At 70.9% G+C, this 24,723-nt stretch carries 15 protein-coding genes and 1 pseudogene; 1 reads left to right on the top strand and 15 read right to left on the bottom strand.

Annotation, left to right across the window (positions count from 1 at the left end; translation table 11 throughout):
• Positions 1–28 precede the first annotated feature (28 nt).
• The 8 genes and pseudogenes from IPQ09_22250 to IPQ09_22215 form a co-directional block, all read right to left on the bottom strand.
• A complete protein-coding gene (locus IPQ09_22250) occupies positions 29–1,648 on the bottom strand; it encodes a lipopolysaccharide biosynthesis protein (protein ID MBL0196896.1) in 1,620 nt (539 codons plus the stop codon).
• 82 nt (positions 1,649–1,730) lie between these two features.
• On the bottom strand, positions 1,731–2,897 hold the full coding sequence (locus IPQ09_22245; protein ID MBL0196895.1) for a hypothetical protein: 1,167 nt from the start codon (positions 2,895–2,897) through the stop codon (positions 1,731–1,733).
• A 122-nt stretch (positions 2,898–3,019) separates the two neighbouring features.
• Positions 3,020–3,559: a hypothetical protein gene (locus IPQ09_22240; GenBank protein ID MBL0196894.1), complete on the bottom strand. Its 540-nt coding sequence runs from the start codon at positions 3,557–3,559 to the stop codon at positions 3,020–3,022.
• Positions 3,556–7,776, bottom strand: a complete 4,221-nt coding sequence (locus tag IPQ09_22235; protein MBL0196893.1) for a hypothetical protein — start codon at positions 7,774–7,776, stop codon at positions 3,556–3,558. Before IPQ09_22235 ends, IPQ09_22240 begins: the two co-directional genes overlap by 4 nt.
• 72 nt (positions 7,777–7,848) lie before the next feature.
• Entirely contained in the window at positions 7,849–8,535 is a 687-nt protein-coding gene (locus IPQ09_22230; protein MBL0196892.1) for a hypothetical protein, read from the bottom strand.
• Positions 8,535–9,920: a type II secretion system protein gene (locus tag IPQ09_22225; protein ID MBL0196891.1), complete on the bottom strand. Its 1,386-nt coding sequence runs from the start codon at positions 9,918–9,920 to the stop codon at positions 8,535–8,537. The genes IPQ09_22230 and IPQ09_22225 overlap by 1 nt, the downstream gene beginning before the upstream one ends.
• Before the next feature lie 572 nt (positions 9,921–10,492).
• Positions 10,493–10,594, bottom strand: a pseudogene (locus IPQ09_22220) (prepilin-type N-terminal cleavage/methylation domain-containing protein).
• Positions 10,591–11,529, bottom strand: a complete 939-nt coding sequence (locus IPQ09_22215; protein ID MBL0196890.1) for a prepilin-type N-terminal cleavage/methylation domain-containing protein — start codon at positions 11,527–11,529, stop codon at positions 10,591–10,593. Before IPQ09_22215 ends, IPQ09_22220 begins: the two are co-directional and overlap by 4 nt.
• Between IPQ09_22215 and IPQ09_22210 the strand changes: the two genes are divergently transcribed.
• Entirely contained in the window at positions 11,524–12,792 is a 1,269-nt protein-coding gene (locus IPQ09_22210) for a hypothetical protein (protein MBL0196889.1), read from the top strand. The genes IPQ09_22215 and IPQ09_22210 overlap by 6 nt on opposite strands.
• Before the next feature lie 45 nt (positions 12,793–12,837).
• On the opposite strand, the gene IPQ09_22205 is transcribed toward IPQ09_22210, so the two are convergent.
• The 7 genes from IPQ09_22205 to IPQ09_22175 all read right to left on the bottom strand — a co-directional run bounded on the left by IPQ09_22205 (position 12,838) and on the right by IPQ09_22175 (position 24,666).
• Complete coding sequence (locus IPQ09_22205) at positions 12,838–13,617, bottom strand: phospholipase (GenBank protein ID MBL0196888.1); 780 nt, start codon at positions 13,615–13,617, stop codon at positions 12,838–12,840.
• Positions 13,618–13,647: 30 nt separating this feature from the next.
• Positions 13,648–15,510, bottom strand: coding sequence for a DUF1998 domain-containing protein (locus tag IPQ09_22200; protein ID MBL0196887.1), 1,863 nt, complete (start codon positions 15,508–15,510; stop codon positions 13,648–13,650).
• Between the two features lie 25 nt (positions 15,511–15,535).
• Positions 15,536–19,057 (bottom strand): hypothetical protein, encoded by a 3,522-nt coding sequence (locus IPQ09_22195; GenBank protein MBL0196886.1) that lies wholly within the window; start codon positions 19,055–19,057, stop codon positions 15,536–15,538.
• A 66-nt stretch (positions 19,058–19,123) separates the two neighbouring features.
• A complete protein-coding gene (locus IPQ09_22190) occupies positions 19,124–19,702 on the bottom strand; it encodes a hypothetical protein (GenBank protein MBL0196885.1) in 579 nt (192 codons plus the stop codon).
• Positions 19,703–19,923: 221 nt separating this feature from the next.
• Positions 19,924–20,421 carry a hypothetical protein gene (locus IPQ09_22185; GenBank protein MBL0196884.1) on the bottom strand — a complete coding sequence of 166 codons (498 nt, stop codon included), beginning with the start codon at positions 20,419–20,421 and terminating at the stop codon, positions 19,924–19,926.
• 175 nt (positions 20,422–20,596) lie between these two features.
• Positions 20,597–21,400 carry a hypothetical protein gene (locus IPQ09_22180; GenBank protein ID MBL0196883.1) on the bottom strand — a complete coding sequence of 268 codons (804 nt, stop codon included), beginning with the start codon at positions 21,398–21,400 and terminating at the stop codon, positions 20,597–20,599.
• 14 nt (positions 21,401–21,414) lie between these two features.
• Positions 21,415–24,666, bottom strand: a complete 3,252-nt coding sequence (locus IPQ09_22175; protein MBL0196882.1) for a hypothetical protein — start codon at positions 24,664–24,666, stop codon at positions 21,415–21,417.
• Positions 24,667–24,723 lie beyond the last annotated feature (57 nt).

Raw genomic sequence — 24,723 nt, 5'->3', positions numbered from 1 at the left:
GCGGGGTCGGTGGCGGTCCGCCGACGCGCTACTTGCGGCGCCGCGCCACGACACCTTTGACGACGGCGAGATCGTCCGGGCCGAGCTCGCCGCTGACCACGAGCACGAGCAGGTAGGTCACGACCACGCCCACGCACGCGAGCACGGTCACCGGCTTCGAGAGGCGCGGCACGAGCTGCCCCGCCGCGGCCAGGGCGACGAGCAGGCCGCCCACGCGCGCGGCCGTGCCCGCGGGGACGAACGCGCCCGCCTCTCGTCGCACCGTGTGCGTGGCGTAAATGAGCGCAGCGACAATGGAAAGCGTGGTCGCGGTCGCGGCGGCGACGAGCTGTGGGCCGCCGAAGCTGGCTCTGCCGACGAGCCCCCAACCGAAGAGCAGGTTGGCGCCGAGGGCGAGCGCGGTGAGGCGCATCGCTCGGCGCTCTCGCCCGAGGCTCACGAGCACGGTGGTCGCGAGCCCAAAGATAGCGAACGACGCCTGGCCGAGCCCGAGGACACGCAGGGTCGCCGCGCCGCGCGCGGAGACGTCGGGGCCGTACACGAACCCGAGGAGCGAAGCGGGCAGGGCGACCACCACGGAGGCGAACAGCCCCGTGACCAGCACGCCGAGTCGTGAGCCGCGCGCCACGAGCCGCGAGACGGCTGCCTGGTCGCCTTCCTTCGAGGCCTTCGCCAGCATGGGGAAGAGCACCTGCGTGACGCTGAACAGCAGCTGGTACGGAAGGAAGGCGAAGAGCTGGCACGCGCGGTACACGCCCACCCACTCGTCGGCGAGCTTCTGTGGCGCCGCGTCGTCGGCAGGGGCCGCGGCCGAGAGGAAGTGGCCGAGCACCGTGATGTCGGCCTGCATGAGCCCGCTCGTGAAGAGCTGCGCCAGCATGACGGGGGCGAGGCCTATGAAGTAGGGGAGCGCGCGTGGAATGCGCGGATCGTCGGCGTCCGCCGCGCTCGGCTTCGCGCCGGTGCCCGTCATCGACAGGGCGAGCAGGAGGATGAGCCCCGCCGCGAGGACCGCGCCGACGGCGCTGCCGAGCACGCCGTCGTCCCACTGCTTGCGGAACAGGTAGCCGAGCCCGACGAGGCCGGAGGTGCGCAGGGTCGCCGCGATCATGTCGAGCGACGCCTGTCGGCCAAACTGCCCCTTGCCGTTGAGGTAACCGATGAGCGGCGCGTAGGCGCTGTACGCGAGCAAGAGCCCCGACATCACCATCAGCGACCGCGTGATGTGGGGCGCGTGCTGGAACCACGCGAGCGCGGGCGAGAGGGCGAGGAACGCGAGCGCGATCGCAAAGCCGAGCGCGAGGTTCACGCGGTAGGCCGCCCGGAAGGCCTCGCGGTCCTTGTCGCCCGCGCCCGCCACCGCGCGGCTCACGCCTTGGGTGAACCCGAAGACGATGACGTTGCTGACGACGCTCACCGGGGCGAACACGCGCGAGAAGCCGCCGTAGCCGGCGAGGCCGATGGCCTTCGGGAGCAGCGCTTGCTGGGCGAACCCCACGAGCTGGAAGAACACCTTCGCCGCGAGCACGAACGCGCCGCCTCGGCCGGCCTTGCGCGCCTCGTCGCCGCCCGCCCCAGGCGCGGGTGACGCGCCCGTCGCCGTTGCCGGCTCGGGGTCGCGCGCTTCGGTGGCCTGGTCGTCCGCCATGGGCTGGCACTACCAGGGAAGCCCGCCACCGGGCCACTTATCGCGCCCCGCTCCCCACCCGGGTCGGCGCTCCGCCTACGGCTCAGCGAGCGGCGGGGCGCACGGCGCGCAGCGCGACGGGACGCTGGGGCAGGGCGACGCGAGGCGCCGGGGCTGCGACGAGCCTGCAGGAGGGTTCCATCACGAACGCGTGGAGCGCGTGCCCGCCGCCCGCGAGCGCTCGCCTATCACCGACGAACAGCGTGTCGCCCACGAACGTGAGCCCCTGCAGCTCGAAGCCCGGCGTCGAGAGGGCCGCGGCCGAGGCCGGCTGCACCACGACCCCGCGCGAGGCGTCGAAGGTCACGAGTGAGGTGGCGTTCACGTCGCGCGTGGCGCTCATGACGATCGCCGCCCCGCACGACCCGCGGAGCGCGAGCTGCACGACGCTGCCGCCGAGGCTCGCCTCCTGCACCACGAGGTGGCTCTGGCCGGTCTCGGGGTCGAACCGGGCCACGCCCGCCTCGCGCTCGTCGGCGAGATCGACGGCCCCGGCGGCCGCGAGCCAGAGGGCGCCCTCGTGCGCCACGGCGAGACCAAACGGGTTCTGCCCCACGAGCGGGTGCGACGCGACCACGGCGCGGCGCGCGGGGTCGACCTCGAGCATCGCCGAGGGGCGGCGCGAGACGAGATCGCGATCGAGGCGCTCGAGGGCGACGAACACGCGCTCGCCTCGGGAGGTCGCGAGCGTCGTCGCGGAGGCGGGCTGTGGAGCGCCGTCGTCGTCGTACGCCGCGAGCGACAGGACCACGCGCGGCCCGCTGGCAGGGATGACGAGGAGGCTCCCGTCGTTGAAGCGGGGGATCCACATCGTGCCGCTGGCGTCGATCGCGACGTCTTGCGGGTTCTGCGTCGCCTTCGCCTCGTCGTCGTGGACGCTCGTCTTGCGGATCGGCGCGCCGCAGGTGGGGTCGAGCTCGAAGACGAGGTCCCTGTCGCGCGCGACCAGAAACAGCCTGTCGCCGGACCGCGCGAGGGCGGGATCACGGCCGAGGTCGACGCCGAAGCGGCTCTCGTTCGACCCGTCCGCCAGGCGCACGGCGGCGATGCCTGTGGAGGCGTAGTCGCTCATCGCGCACACGAGATCGCGCGCCTCGCCGCACGTGGTCGGGGCGGCCTCGGTGGGCGCCCCGCAGCCGCCCGCGAGCCCGAGCGCGGCCAACGCAAGGAGCGTCGCGAGCGTCCCGAGCGAGGAGAGAGGCCGCGGCATCGGCGAGCTATGCCACGCCCCCCTCGCGGGGCGCAAGGGCGGCGCGGCTCAGCGCCCTCGAAGGCAGGCCGAGGCGCGTGACGGCGGACCTGTGCGTGTAGACTGCACGTGGTCGCGGCGTGCTACTCGAGCTGCTTCGCGGGGCGTCCGGCGGGGTCCAGGCCGACCTCCTTCAGCGCCGCGGCCGCGCTCGTCGGCGCCGGACCGGCGGGCCGGGTCACGTCCATGATGTCGACGCGCGAGCCGTTCGGGGTCTGCTCGACCCGGATGTCGAGCTCGCGCGAGGGGTTCGCCTTCGCGCGGACCCGGGCGAACATGGTCGAGGTGGTCCCCACGGTGATCTTGCCGTCGGCGACGCGGGCGCGGAAGTAGTTCGAGACGTGTTCTGGGGGGGCCTCGGTCTCACCCGTGATCTGCCCTGAGATCCCGCCCACGATCGAGAGGCCCCGTGGGAGCGACAGACCGAACGCTTGAGCTTCGCCGTCGATGAGCTCGCCGGGCGCGAGGTGATCGACCGGGCGCACGGGGAGCGCCGTCGTGATCGTGGGCGGCGGCGGCTCGCTCTTGCCGCACCCGAGCGCGCCCGCGCACGCGAGCGTGAGCGCGGTGAGCGACGCCCGGGTGAGGGGCTCGAGGCGGCGGGGTGGCGACGCGACGCTCATTCCACGATCGAGGCCCACGCGTCGACGACGGTGCGTGTGCGCGGGAGGGCGAGCGGCTTCGAGATCTGCTTCACGGGCACGCCGGGCGCGCTGTTCGAGGCGGCGATGTTCGCGACGAGCGAGTACGACGTCGGCGTCGTCAGCTTCGCGCCGATGCGGGTGCCGCCGAAGTAGTCGTTGCTCGGCTGGTCGACCGCGCACGCCTGGCTCGCGCGGATCGACACGCCCGGGATGAGCTCGGGCCCGACGGCCGTGAACGGCGACGCGGCCGGCGAACGGTACTGGCCACCGAGGGCCAGGTTGCCCGCGTTCTGCGGCGCGACGTAGTCGCGTCCGTAGAGGTAGGAGGAGCCCACGGTGCACGCGGTGCCCGCGAGGCCCACTTTGTAGGTGGCGAAATGGAGCGTCTTGTCGAACACGGCCATGGGGCCGGTCACGCGCTCCCCGCTGGTGAACTTCATGAACCAGTTCAGGCTCGGGCGCGCCGGCTGCCCGGCCACCGTGGTCGGGATCTCGGTCACCGACCAGAGCATGTTGCTGTCGTTCGCGGGCTTCGTCCCGAAGTCCTCTTGATCGCCGTTCGCCACGCCGATGACGAGGTTGCCGGTCTCGCTGAGCGAGATGACCGGTGGCACCACGATGGGCTTGTCGCCCACGAAGTCGGCGGCCGAGAACGCGACGCCCCGGGTGTCGAGGAAGAGCTCGGCGCGCCAGTTGTTCGGGTTCGGGTCGGAGAGGCTGAGGCGGTAGAGCGTGCCGTCGGCGTCACCCACGAAGACCTTCTGCGCGAGGGCGCCCACCTCGGCGGGGAACACCACCGGCGTGCCCGTGATGGGCGCGTCGAACGGGCTGTTGATGACCACGCCCTTGTCGTGGATTCGCTTCGGGACGTCGTTGTCGCCCGCGAGATCGCGAGCGAAATGTTTGATGATCTCGCCCGTGTCGAGGCGCACGACGGTGACGCTGCGGCCCGCGACGACGCCGTTGCAGTTGGCCGCCCAGCCCCGCACCGTGGAGCGCGGGTTCATGACCTGGTCTTTGGCGAGCGGGAAGTTGTAGAGGGGGCTCGTGCGGCGTGTGCACGAGGGGCCCGACGGGATGGTGGTGTCGATGCCACCGGGGAGGATCGCGACGCCCACCTCGACGTTGCCGATGACCACGGTCGTGATCGCCGGCGTGCCGGTCTTGTCGCCGAAGATGGCGTAGAGGTCGTCGCCCTTCTTGTTCTTGTGGCCCTTCTTCTTGCCCTTGTCGCCGCTGTTGTTCGCCTGCGTCGAGGAGAGCTGCCAGAGGAAATGTGGCCCGACCGGCTTGCTCGGCGGGGCCGGCCGGAGCACCGTGTCGAGCGCGCTGGTAGTGAAAGTGGTCACGCGCTGGTAGGCGCCGTCGTTCGGGATTTGCCCGTCCGCGGTCACGTCGAGGGCGAAGTAGCCGTCCTTGCCGAGCCCCGCCACGAGCGCGGTGTGCCACGGCACGTCGGAGCCGACCTGGGTCTTCGTGCGCTTGAAGACCACGTCCTTCACGACGGGCGTACCGTCGAGCAGCGTGCGCTGTCCGCCCGGGAAGTTCGTCGTGAGCTGACCGATGGCCGCCGGCGGCACGAACGCCCACAGCTCGATGCCGTTGTTGGTGGCGTTCAGCGGGTAGTTCACGTCGAACGCGTGGAGGAGGCCGTCCGCCGTCGCGGTGTAGAGGGTCTGGCGCCGGTCCTTGAACAGCTCGACGAACTTGCGGTAGCCCTCGTCTCGCAGCAGCGACGAGGGCGCGCTGACGATCGCCGGCGACGAGCGAATCACGGCCCCGAGCGGCTTGCAGTCCGCCGGGTTCAGGCTCTGGCCGGGGCCGCCGCCGTACGGGCAGCGGACCGCGAAGTCGGCCTCGGCTGCCCCCAGGTCGGCCGGCCGCGCCGCGGTGGCGAAGCCCCACACGACGCGGGCGCAGTCGACGCTCTCCTTCTTGGGGAGCTTGTTCTTCTTGCCTTTGACCGCCACCTCGCGGCACGAGTCCTTCTTCACGTTGAACATGTCCTCGACGTCTTTGGCCGTGGCGCCGCTTCTCAGGGCGTTGCGGAACGTGGTCGAGTCGGCGACCGAGGCCCGGGTGAGCAGGGTCTCGGCGGCGCCATAGGCGGTCACGCCGTCGGGATCGCTCGCGAGGTACGGGCGCAGGGTCTCGTCGCCGTCGACCGCCCCGCCGACCTGCGTGGGCACCGCGGTGAAGAAGTAGCGCTGCTTGGTGGGCGTGCCGGAGGTGACCTCGGCCTGCATCGTCGCTTCGAAATTGTCGCCGGCGCCGGTCGCGGGCTGTTCCACCGTGGCGCCACCCTGACACACCGAGCGCTGCCGCGTGAGGTTGCCCGACCAGATGTTCGCCGACGAGGTCTGGTTGGTCGACGTGCTCGCGGGGTCGGCGTTGAACGAGGCCACGACGGTGGAGCTCTGCGTTACGGTCGCAGGACCCGCCACGGTGTAGGTGACGGGGCTCGAGTACGCCGGGATGGCGCGGGTGCTCGCGCCCCGCGCGATGCGGCCGAGGATTCCGCCGAACACGTTCGCGAGATCCGACTGGTTTTCGGCGAAGAACGCGCCGCGCGTGCCGGCGGGATCCCCCTTCAGCGCGATGTCGTTCAGCTCGCAGCAGGCGCGCGCGGTGGAGCCGAAGGCCGGGCCCGGCGGCGTGAGCGCCGGCCCTTGGGCGACACACTGCGTGTGCATCGCGGTCGAGCTGCCCGCGAGCTGCCGCCACTCGGCGCAGGTGCGCGTCGCCACCGCGGCGGGGAAGCCGTCGTTCGCGGCCGCCGTCGGGGGCGAGTCGCCGCCAACCGAGAAGCCCACCACGAAGGTCTCGATGGGCTTCATGGAGCCCGTCACGTCGGTGCGCAGGCGGGTGGCCGTGCGGCTCGGCAGGTAGAAGGGGCAGTACTGTGGCGGAAGCGGCGGCGTCGTGTTCTCGTCCCCGTTGCCGCAGGACGCGGGCGAGCCGAGGTTGCGGAGGTCGAGGTTGGGCGCGCCGTCGGTGAGCAGGATGACGAACTGGTCGCGGCAGCCGCCCGTGACGAACGGATCGCTCCGCGGGCCGTCGCTGCGGCGGAGCATGTAGTCGTAGGCGCTCGCCATCATGCCCGCCGTCGGGGTGCCGCCGTACGGGCGCACGGCGAGGATCGCCTTCTGGACGCCGTCGTTGTGCGCCTGCAGCTGCTGCAGGGTCGCGTTCGGGGTGGGGAAGGCGATCATCGGCCCCTCCCACGGGGGCGCGAACTCGTTGCGCGCGCCCACCGCCATGCTGATGGCCGACGAGCACCCCGGGATGAGCCCGTTGAGCGGGAACCTGGGGTCGCTCGACGTGCTCGAGAAGCCGAGCAGCTCGGCGGCGGAGTTCCGGTTCGAGTACAAGAACGACCACTGGCCGCCTACGTTCATGTTCGCCGGAAACGTCGGCGGGAGCGAGCTCCCGAGGAACCTGCCGGTGCCCGCGCTCGGATCGCTGTCGAACGTCATCATGCCGAAGCGGGCGAACGTGCCCGCGTTGTCCAGCTGGCCGTCGGCGGCCTGGTTGAACACGCACTTGTCGGCCTGCGCCGGGGGGAACGTGTAGCTGCCCGACGACCACGGGTAGGTCGCGATGCGGTCGGGGTCGTACGTCGATGAGCCGAACGCCCCGAGCGAGCCGTCGCGGTGATCGGGGAAGTACGAGCAGGCGGCCTCCTCGTCCGTGGCGGCGGCGGCTTCGCCCGACACGGGCCGGTGATGGGGCAGATGGTACCCGTCGTCGTACCGGGCCTCGGCCGACGTCACGCCAACGAGCGAGCTCGACCAGTACCCGGTCATGAAGCTCGTGTGGCTCTGATCGCTGCCGACCGCCGGGGTGGCGTCGCGCATCATGCGGCCGCAGCTGTAGAAGGGCTGAACCGAGCCGGTGAGCCCCTGCACGAGCTGGCCCCACCGGTTCGGCTGCTGACCCGCCACGCCGGGCGTGCAGACCGGCAGCGAGCCGTTCGGCATGCGCTCCATCGAGCCCGACGTGTCGACGAGCAGCAGCACGTTGGGAGGCGCGTTGGCGAAGGCGCCGTTGCCCTGCGCGAGCGCCGTCCCGGAGGCCATGAGCAGGCCGAGGACGCCGCCGGTGCAGCCCAGCGCCCGCGCGAGGCCGCGGCCCACCGCGCGCGCGCCCGACGAGCGAGACGAGCGAGACGCCGCCGAGGTGGTTCGAGTGGCCATAGGTTCCTCCGAGTTTCCGCTCATCGTTCGCATCGTGTTGGTATTGCTCACGTTTTCGCTGTGTGGCCGCGGCTAGCGGCTCTTGACCGGGCCCACGATGATGCGCGCGCGGCCCATCTCGAGGGTGCGGTTCTCGAGGCGAGTGGGGTCGAACCCGCCGGCCTGCACCGAGCCGCCGGTGGTGATGGTGACCCGCGCGAAGTTGAGCCCGAGCGCCTGGTCGAAGCCCGGCGGGGGCTGGGTGAGCGCGGGGTTGGTCAGCTCGGCGAACACGGTGCCCTGCATGGTGGTGTTGCCGCGCTGGCCGAGGCTGTACTCGGTGAGCATGGGCCGGCCCTGCCAGGTGTTCTCGAACTCGGCCTGGCTGAAGCGCATGCACGCTCGCGCGATCGGGGTGGCGGTGGTGTAGGTCGGCACCGACAGGCAGTCGGTCGTCGGCGTGGTCTTGGCGAGCAGCAGCGTGTTGACCATGTAGTCGGCGTTCTGCGCGGTGATGTGGTTCACCACGGCGCCGAGCGCGTACTCCGAGAGGTAGTGCGCCTGGGTCGCCTGGCGGACGTAGCCTGCCGAGCGCACCTCGGTCGCCGAGCTCGAGATGGCGTACACGCCCATGAGCGCGAGCAGCGCGAGGGTCATCGCCACGATGAAGACGACCGCGCCACGCTGCGCCTTACGGGCGCTGAGCCTGGCGACGCGACCGGCGCGCGTTCGCGCCGGCGAGGGCGAGGCCGAGGGCGAGGGCGAGGGCGACGGAGCCATCAGTAGGACATCCTTGCTTGGTTCACGAGGGCGACCTCGCCCGTCATGACACGGACGCGCGCATACTTGTTGTTGATGCGGTAGCGGTACATGTAGTCGCTGCCGGCGACGACGAACGGGTCGTCGCGATCGGTCTGCGCGGCGCGGGTGGTGAGGCGGTAGCGGAGCGACCGAATGCGGTGGGGACCCTGCGAGCCGCGGTTCGGCACGATGGGCACGGCGGAGGTGAGGTCGCGGTTGGCCCAAGGCGCCTTCGCCACCGCCGTCGCGGAGAACGGGAAGGTCAACGACTTGTTCACGGAGGTGTCGGGCTGCGAGGGATCGTCGACGGTGAAGCCCACCTTGAGATCGACCGCGTACTCGCTCACCACCTCGGCCTCGTTCACGAGGGCCACGCCGCCCGAGTTCACCCACGCGCGCATCAGGTCGTACTTCTGGGCCGACTGGTCGGTCGAGCCGGCGTTCTCCAGGTTGACGTTGACGCGGCGCCCGATGAACCAATACACGCCGTGCAAGGGCGAGATGGCGATCTCCTCCGAGCCGCCGACGCCGCCCTTCTCGTTGGTCTGCGCCGAGGTGAGCGTCGCGTTGACGCCCGCGAGCTCGATCGTGGCGGTGACGCCGTTGTAGAGCACCGGCACCGCGCACGTCGTGGCGAAGTGGTAGTAGCCCTTGTTGTCGGTCACGCGGGCGAAGAACGACTGGTTCGCGATCGGCGCGAACACCTGCGAGAGCGCGGCCTGCGCTTGCGCCGCGGGCACGGCGACGCCGTTGGGATCGCGGAGAATGCGGAGCAGGGACGGGTCGGTGGGGTTCAGCACGACGCGCTTGCCGCCGCACGCGCTCGGCGCGGTGTCGTCGACCGTGCCGAAGTACTCGTCACCGCTCGTCATGTTGCCCCACACCGCGAAGGAGTCGGGCGTGAGCGCGGGGGTCTGCGCGGCGCACCCGGCGTTGATCGACGGCAGCACCACCGAGAGCTGGAGGGTGTTCGCCTGGGAAGGCGGGATGAGGCTGCCGCCCGTGAAGACGCGGACGCCGCTCAGCTGCTGGAGCCCGGGGATGCCCTTGGCGCCGTTGCCGCCCGGGAGGTGCGCCGCCTTGGGGTCGCGCACGATGTTGCCCGTGCCCATGAGCCCCGCGCGGGAGATGTCGGCGCGGAGGCGCAGCGACGAGAGGCGTGCGCTGGCCTGCGCGGCGTTCGCGCGCGACTCCTCGTGGAACTGCTGCGCCACGCTCTTTGAGAGCGTGACGACCGCGAGGCCGATGACGAGGCCCGCCACCAGCGACACGAGGAGCTCGACGAGGGTGAAGCCGCGGGCCGACGCGCGCGGCGAGCGAGCCGCGCGGCCCAGGCGAAGGGTGTGGGCAGCGTGGGGGGTCACGGGTTCTGCCTCAAGGCCATGGTCATGTTGATGGACTTGTAGCCGGTGGGGAAGCCCGCGGGCACCGGGGGATCGCCCGTGAGCGCGGCGCAGGGGAGGCGGTCGCCGCTCGTGAGGTAGAGCACGCGCACCTCGGCGCGCATCATGCCGCCGATCACGAGGGGGCCGCTGTTGTCGTAGGAGATCCACTGGAGGCGGTACTGGGTGCAGTAGACCCCGAAATTGGGCACGTCGGCGGTGACGAGCGGTCGCCCCACGATGTCGTACGAGGGCGAGCCGAGGCGATCGCGGTCGGCCGTGGTACCCGGCACGGTCGGCGTGATCCACGGGGAGGCGGCGCCCGCGTCGGAGGTGCCCGTGGGGCCGTCGACCACCACGCCGAGGTACTTGGTGGCGGTGCCGTGGTTGCTCGCCGCGCCCGGGTTCGCCGCGTTGGGCAGGTTCCAAGCGAGCGAGTCTTGGCGGAGGCGCTCGAGCCACTCGGACGCGATCGCGGACGCCACGTCGCTGCGCCGCGCGTCGGCCGAGCCGACGATGGAGGCGCGCTGCAGGCTGAGGACACCGGCGGTGCCGACCGCGAAGAGCGTCAGCGCGATGAGCACCTCCACGGCCGTGTAGCCACGGCTCCGGCGCGAGCGGGGCGAGCGGGGCGAGCGGGGCGAGCGGCCGATCATAGCTGCCTCGAGAAGATGCGCGGGGCGCTGCCCGGCGTGACGACGACGCTCCGCGTGAGCCCCTGGCGGACACCACCCTCGAGCCGCGCGATGTCGATGAGGACCGGCGCGAGCAGCGGCGGCGCCGCCGTGAGCCCGGCGGCCGACGACGCGGCGTAGGCCCGGCCGGTGGGCGTGAAGCACAGCCACATTTCGGTCGTGATGCCCGCGCCGGCGGGGGGATCCGTGATGGACACGAGCTGGATGTTCTGGTCGATGAGGCGGCGATCGTTGCCGAAGATGAACGAGTCGAGCACGGGGCTGGTGAACGGGGCCGCGACCGTCGCGGGGGTCGTGGGGTTCGTGACGTTCACGCCGAAGGCGCCCGGCACCCGGCAGGTGTTGATGGGCACTCGCGGCGTGACACCGATGGTGCGCTCGGCGCCTTGGACGACGAACTTGCCGGGCAGCGGCCCGATGCCGCCCGCGGCGTCGAGCGAGATGACCACCACGTGGGCCGAGCCGGTCGCGATGGCCCGCGTGCGCCCGAGCTGCACGAGCTCGGCCACGCGCTGGGCGGTCTGGTAGACCTTCAGGTCTTGGTTGCCCCCGATCATGCTCGGGATGGCGATCGACGCGAGGATGGCGATGATGGCCACGACGACCATCAGCTCCACGAGCGTGAAGCCTCGAGCGGCGCGAGCGCGCGCCGTGGGGAAGGGTGAGGGAGGGGGGCGGGGAGGACGCACCACACCGATCCTAGCAACTTGCGTACCGGAGCGCCGAATTCCAGCACCGTCGAAACGTCGCGGAAATCGAGGCAAGCCAGGCCGTACCGTCGAGCAACCTTTTCCAAGGTGTGAAAAAATGTGTGGGTTGGGCGGGACGCGGGCCCAACATGTTCGGCTCGGCGCTCGGGTTCGGCTAAGGAAGCGCGCAAGGAACCCCGCATGCATCGTACGACCTCCGCCGCGCACGTCTCGCCCGTCCTCGTCCCGCCCGCCTCGCGCGTCCCCGCCGTGCCCGCCGCGCCCGCGTCGCCGCGCGGTCGCGGCCCCTCCGCGCTCCGGCGCGCCTCCCTCGCGGCGCTGGCGTTCGCGACCCTGGCGCTCGCGGGCTGCCCGAAGGACGACAAGCCCAAGGGCGATCTCCCGCCGCCGCTCCCTGGCGCGCCAGGCGCGTCGGGCGCCTCCGCCTCGGCCGCTGCGCCCGCCGCCTGCGCGACCGGCGGGGGCCAGATCGGCGATCCCACGACCGCCGCGTTCTTCCCGCGGGTCGAGGCCGGCTACTGCGTCGATCCACAGGGCGAGACCCGCACCTACGGCGAGAAGGGCAAGTACTCCATGGAGGAGGTCTGCACGACCGCCTTCGATGGGGAGTGTGTAGTCTACATGCGCTTCGGCTTGAAGCGCGTCGTCTCCTTCCGTTACGTCGACGCCGCCGGTCAGGGCGCCACGGTCGACGTCGTGGTCTCGCAGTTCGCGGACGCGGCTGGCGCGCTCGGCATGTACACGATGCGCGTCGTCGCCGGGGACCCGGCGGATCCGTCGACCCCGCGCGTGCTCGAGCCCGGCAAGGGCGGGCCGTCGGCGGCGATGGGCGCGCTCGGCACCGGCCGCGCCTACGTGTGGCGCGGCGCGTACGTGGTGGAGCTCCAGTACAACAACGAGCGCGAGACCCCCGCGCAGCTCCGCGCGTCGAGCGACGCCGTGCTCGGGGCGATCGGCCGAGCCACCGCGAAGGGGCTGCCCGAGCATCTCCGCCCGCGCGCCGTCACGATGCTGCCCGACGCGGGGCTCATCCCGAACGGCCTTCAGTTCTTCCCCAAGGAGCCGTTCGGTTGGAAGAACGTCGGGCCTACGGCCGTCGGCTTCTACAAGGAGGGCGATCGCCGCTGGCGCACCGTGTCCATGGGCCCGGCCGACGAGTTTCAGGCGAAGGACATGATGAAGACGCTGAAGCAGCGCCCCGGCTCGATCCCCGTCTCGGGAGTGGGCGAGGAGGCGGTGCACGTCGTGAACCCTGGCGAGGGGAGCGCTCCGAAGGTGGAGATCCTCCTCGCCCGCAAGGGCGGCTCCGTGGTCGGCGTGGCCGACGAGGAGTACGCCCTGAAGGCCGCCGCGCCCGACAAGGTCCAGGCGGCGCGCCTCACCAAGGACGAGGCGATCGCCAAGGTGAAGGCGATCCTCGAGAAGCTGCCCCCGCCCGCGTCGCGCTGAGGTAACCCGACGTGGGCGCCTCTGCGCACCACCGGGCGTTCGACGTCACCGGACCCGCACCATCGCCCCCAGGGACGACAGCCTCCTGAACTGCCCGGCGAGGCTCTTCGCGAAGCCCACATCCCTCACGAGCACGCCGGCCTCCACGTTGCGCTTCTCGCCGCGACCCGTGAAGTTCGCTGAGGTCACCAGCGCGCGCGCGTCGTCCACGACCAGGCACTTCGCGTGGAGGCTCACCTTCGGCGCGCCGTTCTCCCAATACGACTCGGCCTCGTACACCCGCCGGTCCACGTGGAGCTCGGGCAGGGGCGAGCCCGCGGCGAAGTTCCGCCCCACGAACCTCGCGATCGCCTCCTCGACGTAGTCCGCGAGCGGGACGTCGAGCCGCGTCGACCGCTTGAGGCTCTGGTCGGGATCCAGGTACACCGCCACCCGCACGTGGCGCTCGCGCATCGCCTGGCCGAGCTCGCTGAGCACGCGCGACCCCTGGTCGAACGTGTACCCCGCGATGAGCACGCTCTGCGTCGCGTGCGCCACGAGCTCGGCGAGCACCGCGGCCGTGTCGCGTGCCGAGGAGGCGCCCTCGTCCGGACCGCTCCACACGAGCGAGAGCGACGCGTCGTGATGGCCACGCTCGCCGAGCATCGCGTCGAGCATCGCGAGGAGCGTCTCACGCGGCAACGCGTAGAAGGGGCGAAGAGGGCCCGTCAGCGCCTCGAAGCCAGCGATCTCCAGCGCCATCGGGGACAGCGGGACACGAAGCCGCCCCAGCGCCACCGCCGCGCGGAGCCGCTCGAGCTCGGAGGTCGCCACCGCGGTCAACATGGCCTTCGCGTCAGCTCTCGTCCTGCGAGCTCACGCCGAACCCCCAAAGAAGGCCGCGTCTTCGTGGCCAATCGTGGGGAACACCAGGGCGCGGTCCAGGTAGCGGTTGAACCACTCACACGAGCACTCGGCCACGAAGAGGCACCCGTGGCAGGCGGCACCCTCGAGGTAGCGCTCCGAAGGATCGTGGGGCTGGTGGTGCGCGCACACCGGATCGTACGAACAGAGCTCTCCGGCGCGCCGTGCACCGCGGAGGTGCTCGCCGAGGCGATGCGCTTCCTGCGCGAGGCCGCCCAGAGTGCCCTCGCTCCCGCTCGAGCCGGTCGAGAGGAGAATGCCTGCGATCTTGTCCGTGTCGCCGGCCTTCGAGCAGTAGATGCGCTCGCGGACCGCGCTCGCCGCGTAGCCCGAGCGGAGGGCCATCTGGGTCATCACGAGGTGCGCGAGCGAGTGGAGCAGGTAGAAGCGCGCCCCATAGAACTCGGGCTTCTTGGCCTTCTCGGGCAGCGTGGCCAGATAGGCCGCGAAGCCGCGCTCGAGCTCGGCCGCGCGTCGCTTCACGGGCGCGCTCTCCTCCCACTTCTGGAGGGCCACCTCGGAGAGCGCGAAGAACACGCCCTCGCCGTAGATCTCGGTCGCCGGCAGCCAGTCGGCGTGGCGGCCGATGCGCGCCATGGTCACCCCGCCCTCGTACCCGCCGTCGAGGCTCGGCACCGGGGGCAGCACGCGCGTGAAGCCGCAGAGGGCCCGCACCTCGCGGAGCTTCGACACGAGGACCACGCGGTCGATGCCCGCGGGGAGATCCGGCGCGCGCGGCAGCGTCTGCGCGTAGAAGGTGTCCTCGTCGGGCGCGATCTCCCCCGCGGCGTAGGCGCGCGCGGCCATGAGAGTGGCGAACTCGGCGGGCTTCAGCGGCGCCTGGACGGGGGCCTCGGCCGAGAGCACCTTGTCGCGCATGGCGAGCACGTCGGCCGCTGGATAGCCGCGGAGCGCGGCGAGCCTCGGATCGACCGCCACGAGCGTCATGAATATTTCAGGTGTGAAGTGCCGAATCACCTCGGCGAGCGGCGTCACGGCGTCTTTCAGCGCGCTGTCCGGCGCGGGGATCGAGAGGGCGCCCATCGCCATGGGGAAATACGAGTTGGAGGCGGTGCGCACGATGAGCACCGCCTTCTTCTCGTCGCATGTGGTCTGGGCGGAGGCGCCCATCCATACGCTGTCGCCGTAGCAGGGGATCTTCGAGTCCTTGCGCATGGCGCCCGACAGCTTCTGTGGCTCGGCGCCACACGCCCGGCACTGGACGGTGATCTCGGAGAAGTCTCCCGTGGCGCCCTCCTCCAGGTAAAGCTCACTGACTTTGCACTCGGAGTCGCCGCCGGCCATGTGCGCGAAGTGTCTCCACGGGAACTCGCCCAGATGGCCGCGGTTGCACGTGGAGACGAAGCGCACCGGCACGGCCTTTCCGGTCCCGCTGTGGCAGTGGTGGACCACCTTGCCCTCGAACGAGATCTCCGAGGCGAGGGGCTGCCAGAGGCGCCGGCACTTCTTGTTCTGGCAGACGAACCACCGCGGGAACAGCGCCGCGGTGACGCCCTGGCGGCGATCGGGGTCTCGCTCGTCGGCCACCGGGGGGGACCGAAACGGCGCCGACACGTTCAGCGAGAGCCTCGGCTCCTCGCCCGCGAAGGCGCCAAGGATGGCCTTGCGCAGCCGGTCCTCCTGGATGATCGCGCCCTCGCCTTGCCACTTGTCGATCTCGCGCACGACCACCGCGTGGCCCACGAGGTCGACCATGCTCCCCGGCCCGTAGGTCAGCACCGCCTGGCTCAGGCGAAACTGCCCCTCGGGCTTGGGCTTGACGGCGCCCCTCCGCCTCGCGCCACCTGCGCCCACGCGCCGCCGCGTGTCTTCGGTGCGCTCATCGTGCGTTCCTATCGAGCCACACGTGGGTGGAGGCCTCCACGTCGCGCATGGACATGCCGGCGGCGAAGCGCCTGGCGTCGGGGGTCATCGACTCCGGATCGGCGTCGGTCTTCGTGAACAGCAAACTGCGGTCTCCCGTCTTCTTTCCGTCGAGGGGCGAGTAACGCAGCTTCGACTCATGCTCGCCCACGACCTTCTTCCACGCGCCCAGCAGGTTCAGCACGCCGTCGCGGACGTTCTGGGTGAGGCGCGCCTCGTCGTCGCGTTCGGCGCGCGCGTGCACCTTCGCGCGGACCGCGAACGTCTCGGCGATGCGCTCGGCGAGCGCCGGGTGACAGGCGATGTCCATCGCCGCGGGCCCAGGCGTGAGCGCGACGTCCGCGTGCCGCGCGAGCGCGAGCACCGCGCCGGCCAGCGCTCGCCGTAGCGCCTGGTCCGAGAAGGGCGTGAGGCTCTGCGCCTCGACGAACCGGTAGAAGCTCTCGTGCACCACCTCGAAGCGCTCGTAGTGCGAACGATCGCGCGCCTTCGCCGCGCTGAGGCAGGTGACCACCAACCCCGGGGATTTTCCGCGGCCGACGCGGCTCGTGGCCTGGATGTATTCACTCACGGTCTTGGGCTGTCCGGCCACCACCATGAGCCCGAGCCGAGGGATGTCGACGCCGACCGAGATCATGTTGCTCGCGAGCACCACGTCCACGTGGTCCTCGTGGGCATACGGGTGGCCCAGGCGGGTCTTGTGGTCCGCGATCGTCGCGGTCTGCTCGCGGCTCGTGAGCTCGATGGTCTCGCGCAGCGCGCGGGTCCGCGCGAAGGGGTGAGGTTCGCCCTTGGGCCAGTCGACCGGCACGCGCCCGTAGGCTTCGTCCACCGAAGCGCGCAGCTCGAGGCGTGTCAGCACGTCGTCGTCGCACAAGCGGCGCATTCCGCCGAGCTCGCGCAGGCTGTTGAAATAGCCCACGAGGGTGGCGTAGCCGTCGGCGACGTTCTGGCCCCGTTCGTCCACGATGCCTGCCTCGTGCGCGAGCTGGGCGGCGGCGAGGAGCGCCACATACACGCGTATGAGGAGCTGCTTCTGCGATCGCCCCGCCGCCGAGACACCCGCGTAGAGCCGGCCGTCTTGGTCGTGCGCCACCTCGGCGAAGAAGGTCTCGCCGTCGTCCATGCCTGCCGGCGGGTAGACGTCGGTCTGCGCCCGCCCGAAGATGGCGCGCACCTGCTCTTCGGCGCGCTTCACCGTCGCGGTGGAGGCGAGGATCTTGGGGGGCCTCGTGCGCGAGAGCAGCGCGCCGATGGCGGTCTCGTAGAGCCCCACGATCGTGCCGAGAGGGCCGGAGATCAGGTGGAGCTCGTCCTGCACCACGAGCTCCGGTGGGTGAAGCCCGACGAGGCCTGTCGCGCCTGTCCCGGCTGCCGCGGCTGTCCCGGGTGCCGCGGCCGTCGCGCCGGTCGCGCCCGTCGGCGTGTGCGCGAGGCGCTTTGCGTCCTTCGGGATCTTCGTGGCGGTCGGACCGAGGAACGTGGCCGGGACCCCCGCGAGTCTGTGCGTGGCCTGCCCAAACAAGAGCCCCGCCTCGGCGCGCCAGGGGACCATGGCGAATTTGTCGACCGTGGAGAGCAAGAACGCAGGCAGCTCGCGGTAGATGTGCTCGTCCACGAAGAGCACCGGAATGCCGAGTCCGTCGCCCAGCGCACCGCTCGCGAAGGGGCACGCCCGGAAGTTGTCGCACATGACGCGCACGGCCACTTCGTCGTCGCGTGCGTCCACGGTGACCTGGTTTTTCGCGATGAGCGTGTCGCACCACGGGCACTTGCCGATGGGCAGCGGGCTCCGGCCGGACTCTTGGTCCTTCCACTCGTCGACCTGCAGCTTGGCGACCTTGAAGGTGTTCGCCGTGGCGCTGCGGCCGACCCAGAGGCCAATCGAGAAGCGCGATGTGCCGAGCTCGGCGCTTCGCGGACCTCCGCCCTTCGCGACCTCGCGGCGCAGCACCTCGAGGGCGCACACGAGGCGCGCGGCGCGCTCCAGCTGGTCGAGGGTGAGGAGTCGCAGGGTGTACCGAAGGAGCACCGCCACACCGAGCCCCTCGTCGGGAGCCCCGCGGCCACGGAGGCGACGCGCGAGGAGCACACACGCGATGAGGCCGAGGTACGCCTCGGTCTTGCCACCGCCGGTGGGGAAGTAGATGAGCTCGACGGTCTCGCGATCGGGGTGTCCCCCGTCGAGCGTGCTCGGCAGCGCGAGCAGCAAGAAGCCGAGCTGGAACAGGCGCCACGAGGGCTCGTCGTTTGGCCGGGTGCGCCTCGCGGCGTCGGCCATGCAGCGGTTCGCCCACGCGAACACGCGCCGAGCCTCGTCGTTCGTGGCCAAGAGACGAATGCCCTCTTCGATGCGCGCGCGGGCTCGACGAGCGTCGCCGGCGAGGACGCCCGACACCTCTCGCCGGTGGGGCTCGGGGAGCTCCTGCCCACGCGCTTCCATCGCGGTGATCCAGGCCTCGTAGGCGCGAGGCAGGCCGCCCAGCGCGCGCTCGACCTCGGGGCCGGTGGTGAGCTTGGCGAGCTCCCCCATGCGGGTCTCCACGGTCTCGCCGGACAGCTCGGTGCGCGCGCGGACGCTCTTTACCTCGGCCCGCGGGACGAAGCAGGTGCCCACGCGGAGGGCGCGACGGTCCTGCCCGTTCGCGTGCCGTTCGAGGACCCGCACCGACACGCCGTGGCCGACCGCGTATTCGCACACGTCGCGGAACTGCAGATCCGCGATGCGCCCGTCGCGGTCGAGCGAGGTGCTCCGGGTGTCCCTGGCGAGGATGCCGCCGGCGAAGGCGACCCGGAGCTCCACCTGGAACAGGGTCTTCTCTTCGCGCAGCTCGCGATCTTCCTCGGGGGCCTCCCGGGCGTTCTCCACGAAGAGCGACACCGCGCGGACGGTAGTGTCGCCGACCTTGGTGCGCGTCATGCGGCCCACGATCACGACCCCGTCGGTGCCCGGGACGTCGAGCCCCTTCTCGCTCTTTCCGAGCTTGGCCAGCGAGCCCAGGCTGACCGAGAGGACCTTCTCGATCAGGGGCTTTCGCAGATACCCCTTCTTCTCGGTCTCTACGGTGCCTCCACCCCGCTTCTTGCTTTGCTTGGCGAGGACCGTGTAGGGCTCTCCGGAGGTGTATTCGGCCCACGACAGGCTCACCTCGAGGGTGTCGCTGTCGGGCCCCTCCGGGAGGAGAAAGCTCATTCCGCACGACGAGGGGAGAAACTGCCGCTGCTTCGGGGGCGCCTCGCTTCCCGCCTCGGCGTCGCCCGAGTCTTCTTCGTCGGCCTGGCCGTCGAGGTCGTCGTCCTCCGGCTCCTCGGAGGCGCGCGCCCCCTTGGGCACGAGGAACCCGGTGAGGTAGAAGCGCGACGGCGGGAGCGGCAGGAGCTCCGGCTCGGGGCTGCCGGGCCCGCGGAAGGGGCCCACGAGATCGGCCTCGAGGGCGCGGAGGACGAACGCGCGGACGTCGGCGGGCGTGGTCATCATTTCGCCGACAGGGTCGCCCGACCCTCGGGGGCATGCAAGGGCAGCCTGGAGGGCGGCTACGGGAGGCTACGCCCCCAGGCCTCTGCGCTTCTGGATCCGTTGGATGACCTTCTTCACCGCGGTCGACATGCCCGAGGAGGGAGGGCTCTCGAGGAGGGCCACGAGCCTCTCCACCGCACGTGGGTGGTAGTTCACGATCTCGCGTTGCTTTCCTCGTCGCACGATCACGGCGTACTCGGGGTTGCCCTTGAGGGGAAAGGCCTTGAGCAGGTTGGAGACGTCGGTCTGTGTGCAGCGAAGCGCCACGGCGAGCTCCTTCTGTCCCAAGGCGTAGCCCTGCCCGATCGGATCGGCGACACCCACGCTCACCGTGGCCACGTCGGGGGCCTCCCCCGGCTGGGCCAGGCGAAGGCCCGGGACGCGACCCCTGAGCTCCGGCGCGGCGTGCTCGACCAGGAGCGCAAGCGTGTGCTGGATGCGGTCGAGCGCCGAGGCTTGGAGCTTCAGCGTCTGATGCAGGGTCACCAGATAGTCGCGGTAGGCGCCCTCGATTTCGACGCGGGTGGCCTCAAGCTCTGCCTGGATCTCCGGGGACAGAGACGTCTTCGCGAGCGCCGCCGCCGCGAGCGTGCGCGGCCTAGCCACGGCTCGAGGCGCGACGAGGCACACGGGCCTGTCCGCGCTCTTGGAGCTGCAGTGCTGCGAGGCGGTCGAGATGGGCGGCGACCGCCTTTACGCGACTCGACGAGAGGGCCCCGACGAGGACCTGAGCCGCTGCTTCGCCTTCGCTGGCCTCGAGAGGCAACCACGCGAGCACGCTCGGCTCGCCAGGGTCGATCAGACTCCGTGCCCAGGCCATCGCTTCTTCACGCGTTCGCTTCTTCGAGACCATCGGCGTACCCCGCTAGCTCTTCGAGCTTACCATGTGAGAAATGAACGGCGACGAGGTTCTTTGCCGGCTTCCAATCCGCGGGTTCCCCTCGAGCCCCTCCGCGTTTCTCGTACCAGAGGACGACCTTCTCGGCGGGCAGCGAGCCAAGCACGAGAGCTTCGGCTCCACGGTCGAGGCAGAACCGCGCGAAGGCTGAGAACGCGAATGTTCCGAGGGTGCCACCGCGCTCGCCGGGATCGATTTGGAAGTAGTCAAGGCGAAGGGTAGGCCCCGCCTCGAGGGTAAGGAGCTTCGGGCGCGCTGCGAAGAGCGCTCGGATCCTTGGCACGCGCGCCTCGTCCTCGTCCTCCTCATCCTCCTCTTCGAGCGAATAGACGCAGTGCTCCTTGTTCCGCAGCACGCCCTCCCAGGGCCAGCCGTGTGTGTCGGAGGCGCGACGCTCCGCCTCCCAGGCCAGCGAGGCGGCCTTCACGCAGTGGAACGCAGGCTGGGCGAGGACCACGAGGGATCCTCCTTCGTCAAAGAGCCAACGCCGTGGCTCTGGGCTGGGACATGTCGGCGCCTTCCCCCGTCGGTTCAAAGGCCACCCTCGCCTTCGGCTCGCCCACGCTTCCCACGTCCGCGCCCGCCCTCGCTCCCTCCCGGCTTCATTCCTCGCGCCTCTTCGCGCTGCCCGCCCTCTTGGTCTTGCTTTCCTTCTTGCCCACCCCCCGCGCCTCTTCTTTCGCCCGCTCCGCGTTCAGCGCGTAGAGCCGCTCCACCACGGCGTCGGCGAAGGCTCTCTGCGCCTCGCGGTCCTCGTCGGCCGTCGCGGCGCCGGCGCCCGCGCAGTACGGCGGCACATCCAGCTCGCCCCACCCGTAGGCCTCGAGCACGGCGCGGTCCATGGCCTCGGTGAGCGCCCGCAGCCGGGCCACCTCGGGGGTGTCGTTCGCGGGGTCCTTGAGGCGATTGTACGTCACGGTGAGCCCCACGTTCTCGCGAAGCATGTACTCCGCACGCGCCGCGTAGAAGGCCTCGCCGGCGGCCTCCACCGCGGGGAGGATCGTGCGCGGATCCGGGCGGGGGAACGGGAAGGTCGCGAAGCAGTCCGAGGCCGAGTAGCGCAAGTCGGTCTTCATGGACGACGACAAGAGCCGCGCCCAGGGCTCGTGGATGCGCGACTGGAGCACCGCGAAGGACGTGTAGGGCTCGAGGGGGAAGACGTAGAGCGCGTGCGAGAAGATGCGGTCGGTGGGCTGGTAGGAGAAGAGGAGGTGTTTGGAGACCTGGGAGGTGACGAGGCAACGCTTGAGGGGGGCGATGGCGGCGTGCAGCGCGGGCGCCGTCTCGCCGAAGCGCCACCAGTACTTGCGCCGCACTTCGCGGTTGTTCTTGTCGCGCTCGGGCTTCACCTTCTCGCGGACAATGGCGAGGAGGTCGGGCCACGCCTCCGCCTCTTCGAGCGTCATGCTGCCGAAGGCGATCACCCAGCGGTGTGGCGGACTCCGTGGGGCTCGTGTTCACGTCTTCGCCGCCGAGGTAGTCGAGTTCGCTCGCGCATTCCTGGATCCCGAGTCACAGTGCGTCGCGCTCCCCGGGCGTGAGGAGAAACCCTTCCCGCGGACCACCGCGCCTTGGAACGCTCGGCCGCGTTGCCGCCAGGGCGACGGGATCCTCGATCGCCGGTTGCGGGTAGCTGCGAGTTGATCTTGAACGCCGACCCCGAGGCCGCAAGTCGGCGCCATCGCCCACGGTGGTGCTTCCGCTCGCCAAACACGCCGCCGATACGGTCACCGCGGCCTCTCCCAGGCCACGGCATGTTGGGCTTGGCGTCATAAATGACGGCACCCGACTCCACCAACGCCTGAAGCCCGGTCGCCCGCGTGTCGCCCTGCGCGATCGTGTTCGTCGCGATGAGCCCGATCGTGCCATGTTGGCCAAGCAGCGTGTCGGCGCGGCGAAAGAAGTGGGCGCTGTAGTCCGCGTTCCCGTGCGCACCGGGGTGCACAGTAGGAAGCCAATCGACGAGACCTTGGCCCCCCATCGCCGCGATGCCGTTCTTCCCCGCAAACGGCGGGTTCCCCACAAAGGCGTCGAAACACGCGGGCTCCTCGGTCTTTCCTCCGTCCAGCGGGTCCGGCCTGCCGGGCCAGAACACCTCGGGGAACTCGAGCGGCCAGTGGAACACGTTCACCTTCTCGTGCAGGGCGCGCTGCCACTCCACGATCTCGGCGGGGGGCTCGATGTCGCGCGTGGCGAGCCAGTGGTCCACGCGGTCTTTGCGACGCTGGAGCTCGGCGAGCCGGTCCTTGTCTTTCCCGTGGGCGAAGAAGGCCCCCACGATGACGTCGGCGATGCGCTTCACGCGCCGGAGGGCGTCGTCCGAGTCCTGGGCGAGCCAGGCCTTCTCGGCGACGGCGTCGGGGGTCGACAGCTCTGCCAGTTTTTCTAGGCGGTGCCTTAGCGAGATGGCCTCTCGGAGCTCTCCCTCGATGAGGCTGGTGAACAGGGTCAGTTGGCCCGGGAGGGGGTCGTGCTTGGCTCGTTTGGCCTTGGCGTTGACGGGCTTGCTCGCGGTTTCCGCGGGGGCGGTGACGGGCGCGTAGGTGAAGGCCTCGATTTGCGCGAGGGACAGGCCCACCAGGGAGTCGCCGCTCTTTAGGGCGTGGTCCAGGAAGGAGAAGGGTTTGTCCTTGGCGAGGGTCACCAGCCAGAGGGAGAGCTTTGCGAGGATGACGGCGTCAGGGTTTTTGTCGACTCCGTAGAGGCATGTCTCGGCGACGCGTCTCCTCGCCTCGAGGGTCAGGTCACCCACTTCGATCCGGCTCGATACGTCGGGTTGTGAGGCGTTCCCCCTCACACTCCCCCTAAGTGGGCCCCCTGTTGAATCTGCGGTTTCCTGCCTGCGCCACGCGGCTTCGACTTCGGCGCCTAGCACGCGGCAGGCCTCGACCAGGAAGGCGCCGGAGCCCATCGCGGGATCGCACACCTTGAGCGACAGGAGCTGCTCCGCTGTGGGGTTCTCGCCCAGCACGCGCAGCAGGGGCTCCAGGGTGCGGCGGACGATGGGGGCCGAGAGCGAGCGGGGCGTGTAGTGCGAGCTCGTGCGTCGACGCTCGGGCCCCGGCTGGAGCAGGAGAGTCCCCGGGAGCGCGACCTCGGTGCCCTTCACCCGCGCCGCCGCCAGCACCTCGAGCCCACTCTCCTTCTGGCTCCCCTCTCCCCTGGTGGGAGAGGGGCTGGGGGTGAGGGCCTCGATCGCCGCAGAAAACGCCTCCGCGAGCTTCGCCGCCTGCGCCTTGGCGAGGCCGGTCTCGTCTTGAAGAAACCGCGCACGCTCGCGCGCAGGGAGCTCGGCGAGCGCCTCCGCCGACACCCACGCGCGCGAGGGCCCGATGCGCACGCTGGGCGCCTCGGCCACGTGCACGTCGAACCCCATGAGCCCCTCGTACACGCTCCCGATCTGCTCCACGTCGAGCGTGGCGTACGAGAGCCGCTGCCCCTCGAACACGATGAGCCGCTCGAGCACGCCCAAGATCGTCCCGTCGTCCACAGTGGGCACGCGCGCCTCGGCCCGCGCCTCTTCGTCGGTGGGCGCGCCCCCCGCGAGCCACCCCTCGAGGAAGGGATACCGCTCCGGCTCGAACAGCTCGCCCTTGCGCGGAGGCATGAGCAGCGGCTCGCGCTCACCGTACGGCACGTTCACCCCGAAATACACGGCTCGAAAGAGCGCCACGAGCTCCCCATAAGCCCCGAACCTGTGCCCCATCGAGTCCGGAAAAGCCTGCCGGTCCGCCGTGAGCCGCGCGAACATCCCGAACAAGCTGTACATCCCGTCGAACAGCGGGTGGTCGGTGGGCAACAGCCCACGATCTTCGGCATAAAGAAGGAACACGAGCCGTAGCAAGAGCGTGAGCAACCCGCGCGTGAGCGTGCCCTCTTCGCGGGCGATCTGGAGCGCTCCGAGCTTGTCGCGCTCCTCGGCCTTGCCGAAGCCGTGCACCAGGACCTCCAGCGCGTCGAGCACCTGCTTCGCGAGCGCCTGGGTGACGTCGAGCTGACGCGAGCGGCTCGCCTCGCAGAGCTCGCGGAGCGAGGCACCCGCGCGGGCCCCGTAGAAGCTCCGCGCCGACACGAGCGCGCGCATCGCGTCGAACAGGGGCTTCCCGTCGACCTTCGCGGCGTCGTCGAACCGAAAGGTGACGTGCCCGGCGGACTCGCCCTCGGGGGCGTACACGAGGCGCAGCTCGCGCCCGTTCGTGAGCAGGCCGAGTGGCACCTTCGCGTGGCGGAGGAGCCTCTCGAGCTTGGCCGTGGGCGGATAGACCCACGCGGCCGTGGCGTCGGGTTTGTCGAGCGACACCTCGGGCCCGAGCTCCATCCCGAACGCCTCAGGCACACTCGCCGCGTTTGCGTCGCGCGGCGTGAGCACCCACGAGGGACGCAGCGTCTCGGGCCCCTCGGCGACGTAGAGCGCGTGCGACTCGGCGGGCGCGGCGAACATGTCGGCGGAGAACCCGAGCACCTCGCGGTAGAACCGCGGGAGATCGCGCACCACGCGCCGCTCGGTCTTCCCCTCGAGCCCCGCGAGGGCGCGAAAGGCCTCGTAGGCCGAGGCGTCGCTCGCGGCGCCGAGCTGCGCGTCCACCAAGACGGGGATCGAGACGACGAGGCCCTCGTAGGGTTGGGCGAGCCCGAGCCAGGTTTCGTGAAAGCGCGCGAGGGGTTCGGCCATGAGGGGGCCGAGGGTACATCAGCCTCGGGGGCGCTGCTCGCTGCGCCTGCGGGCTCC

Source organism: Myxococcales bacterium (assembly GCA_016720545.1).
Taxonomy (GTDB): Bacteria; Myxococcota_A; Polyangia; order Polyangiales; family Polyangiaceae; genus JAAFHV01.
The sequence above is the reverse complement of the archived record's forward strand: the minus strand, read 5'-3'. Positions and strand labels throughout refer to the sequence as shown.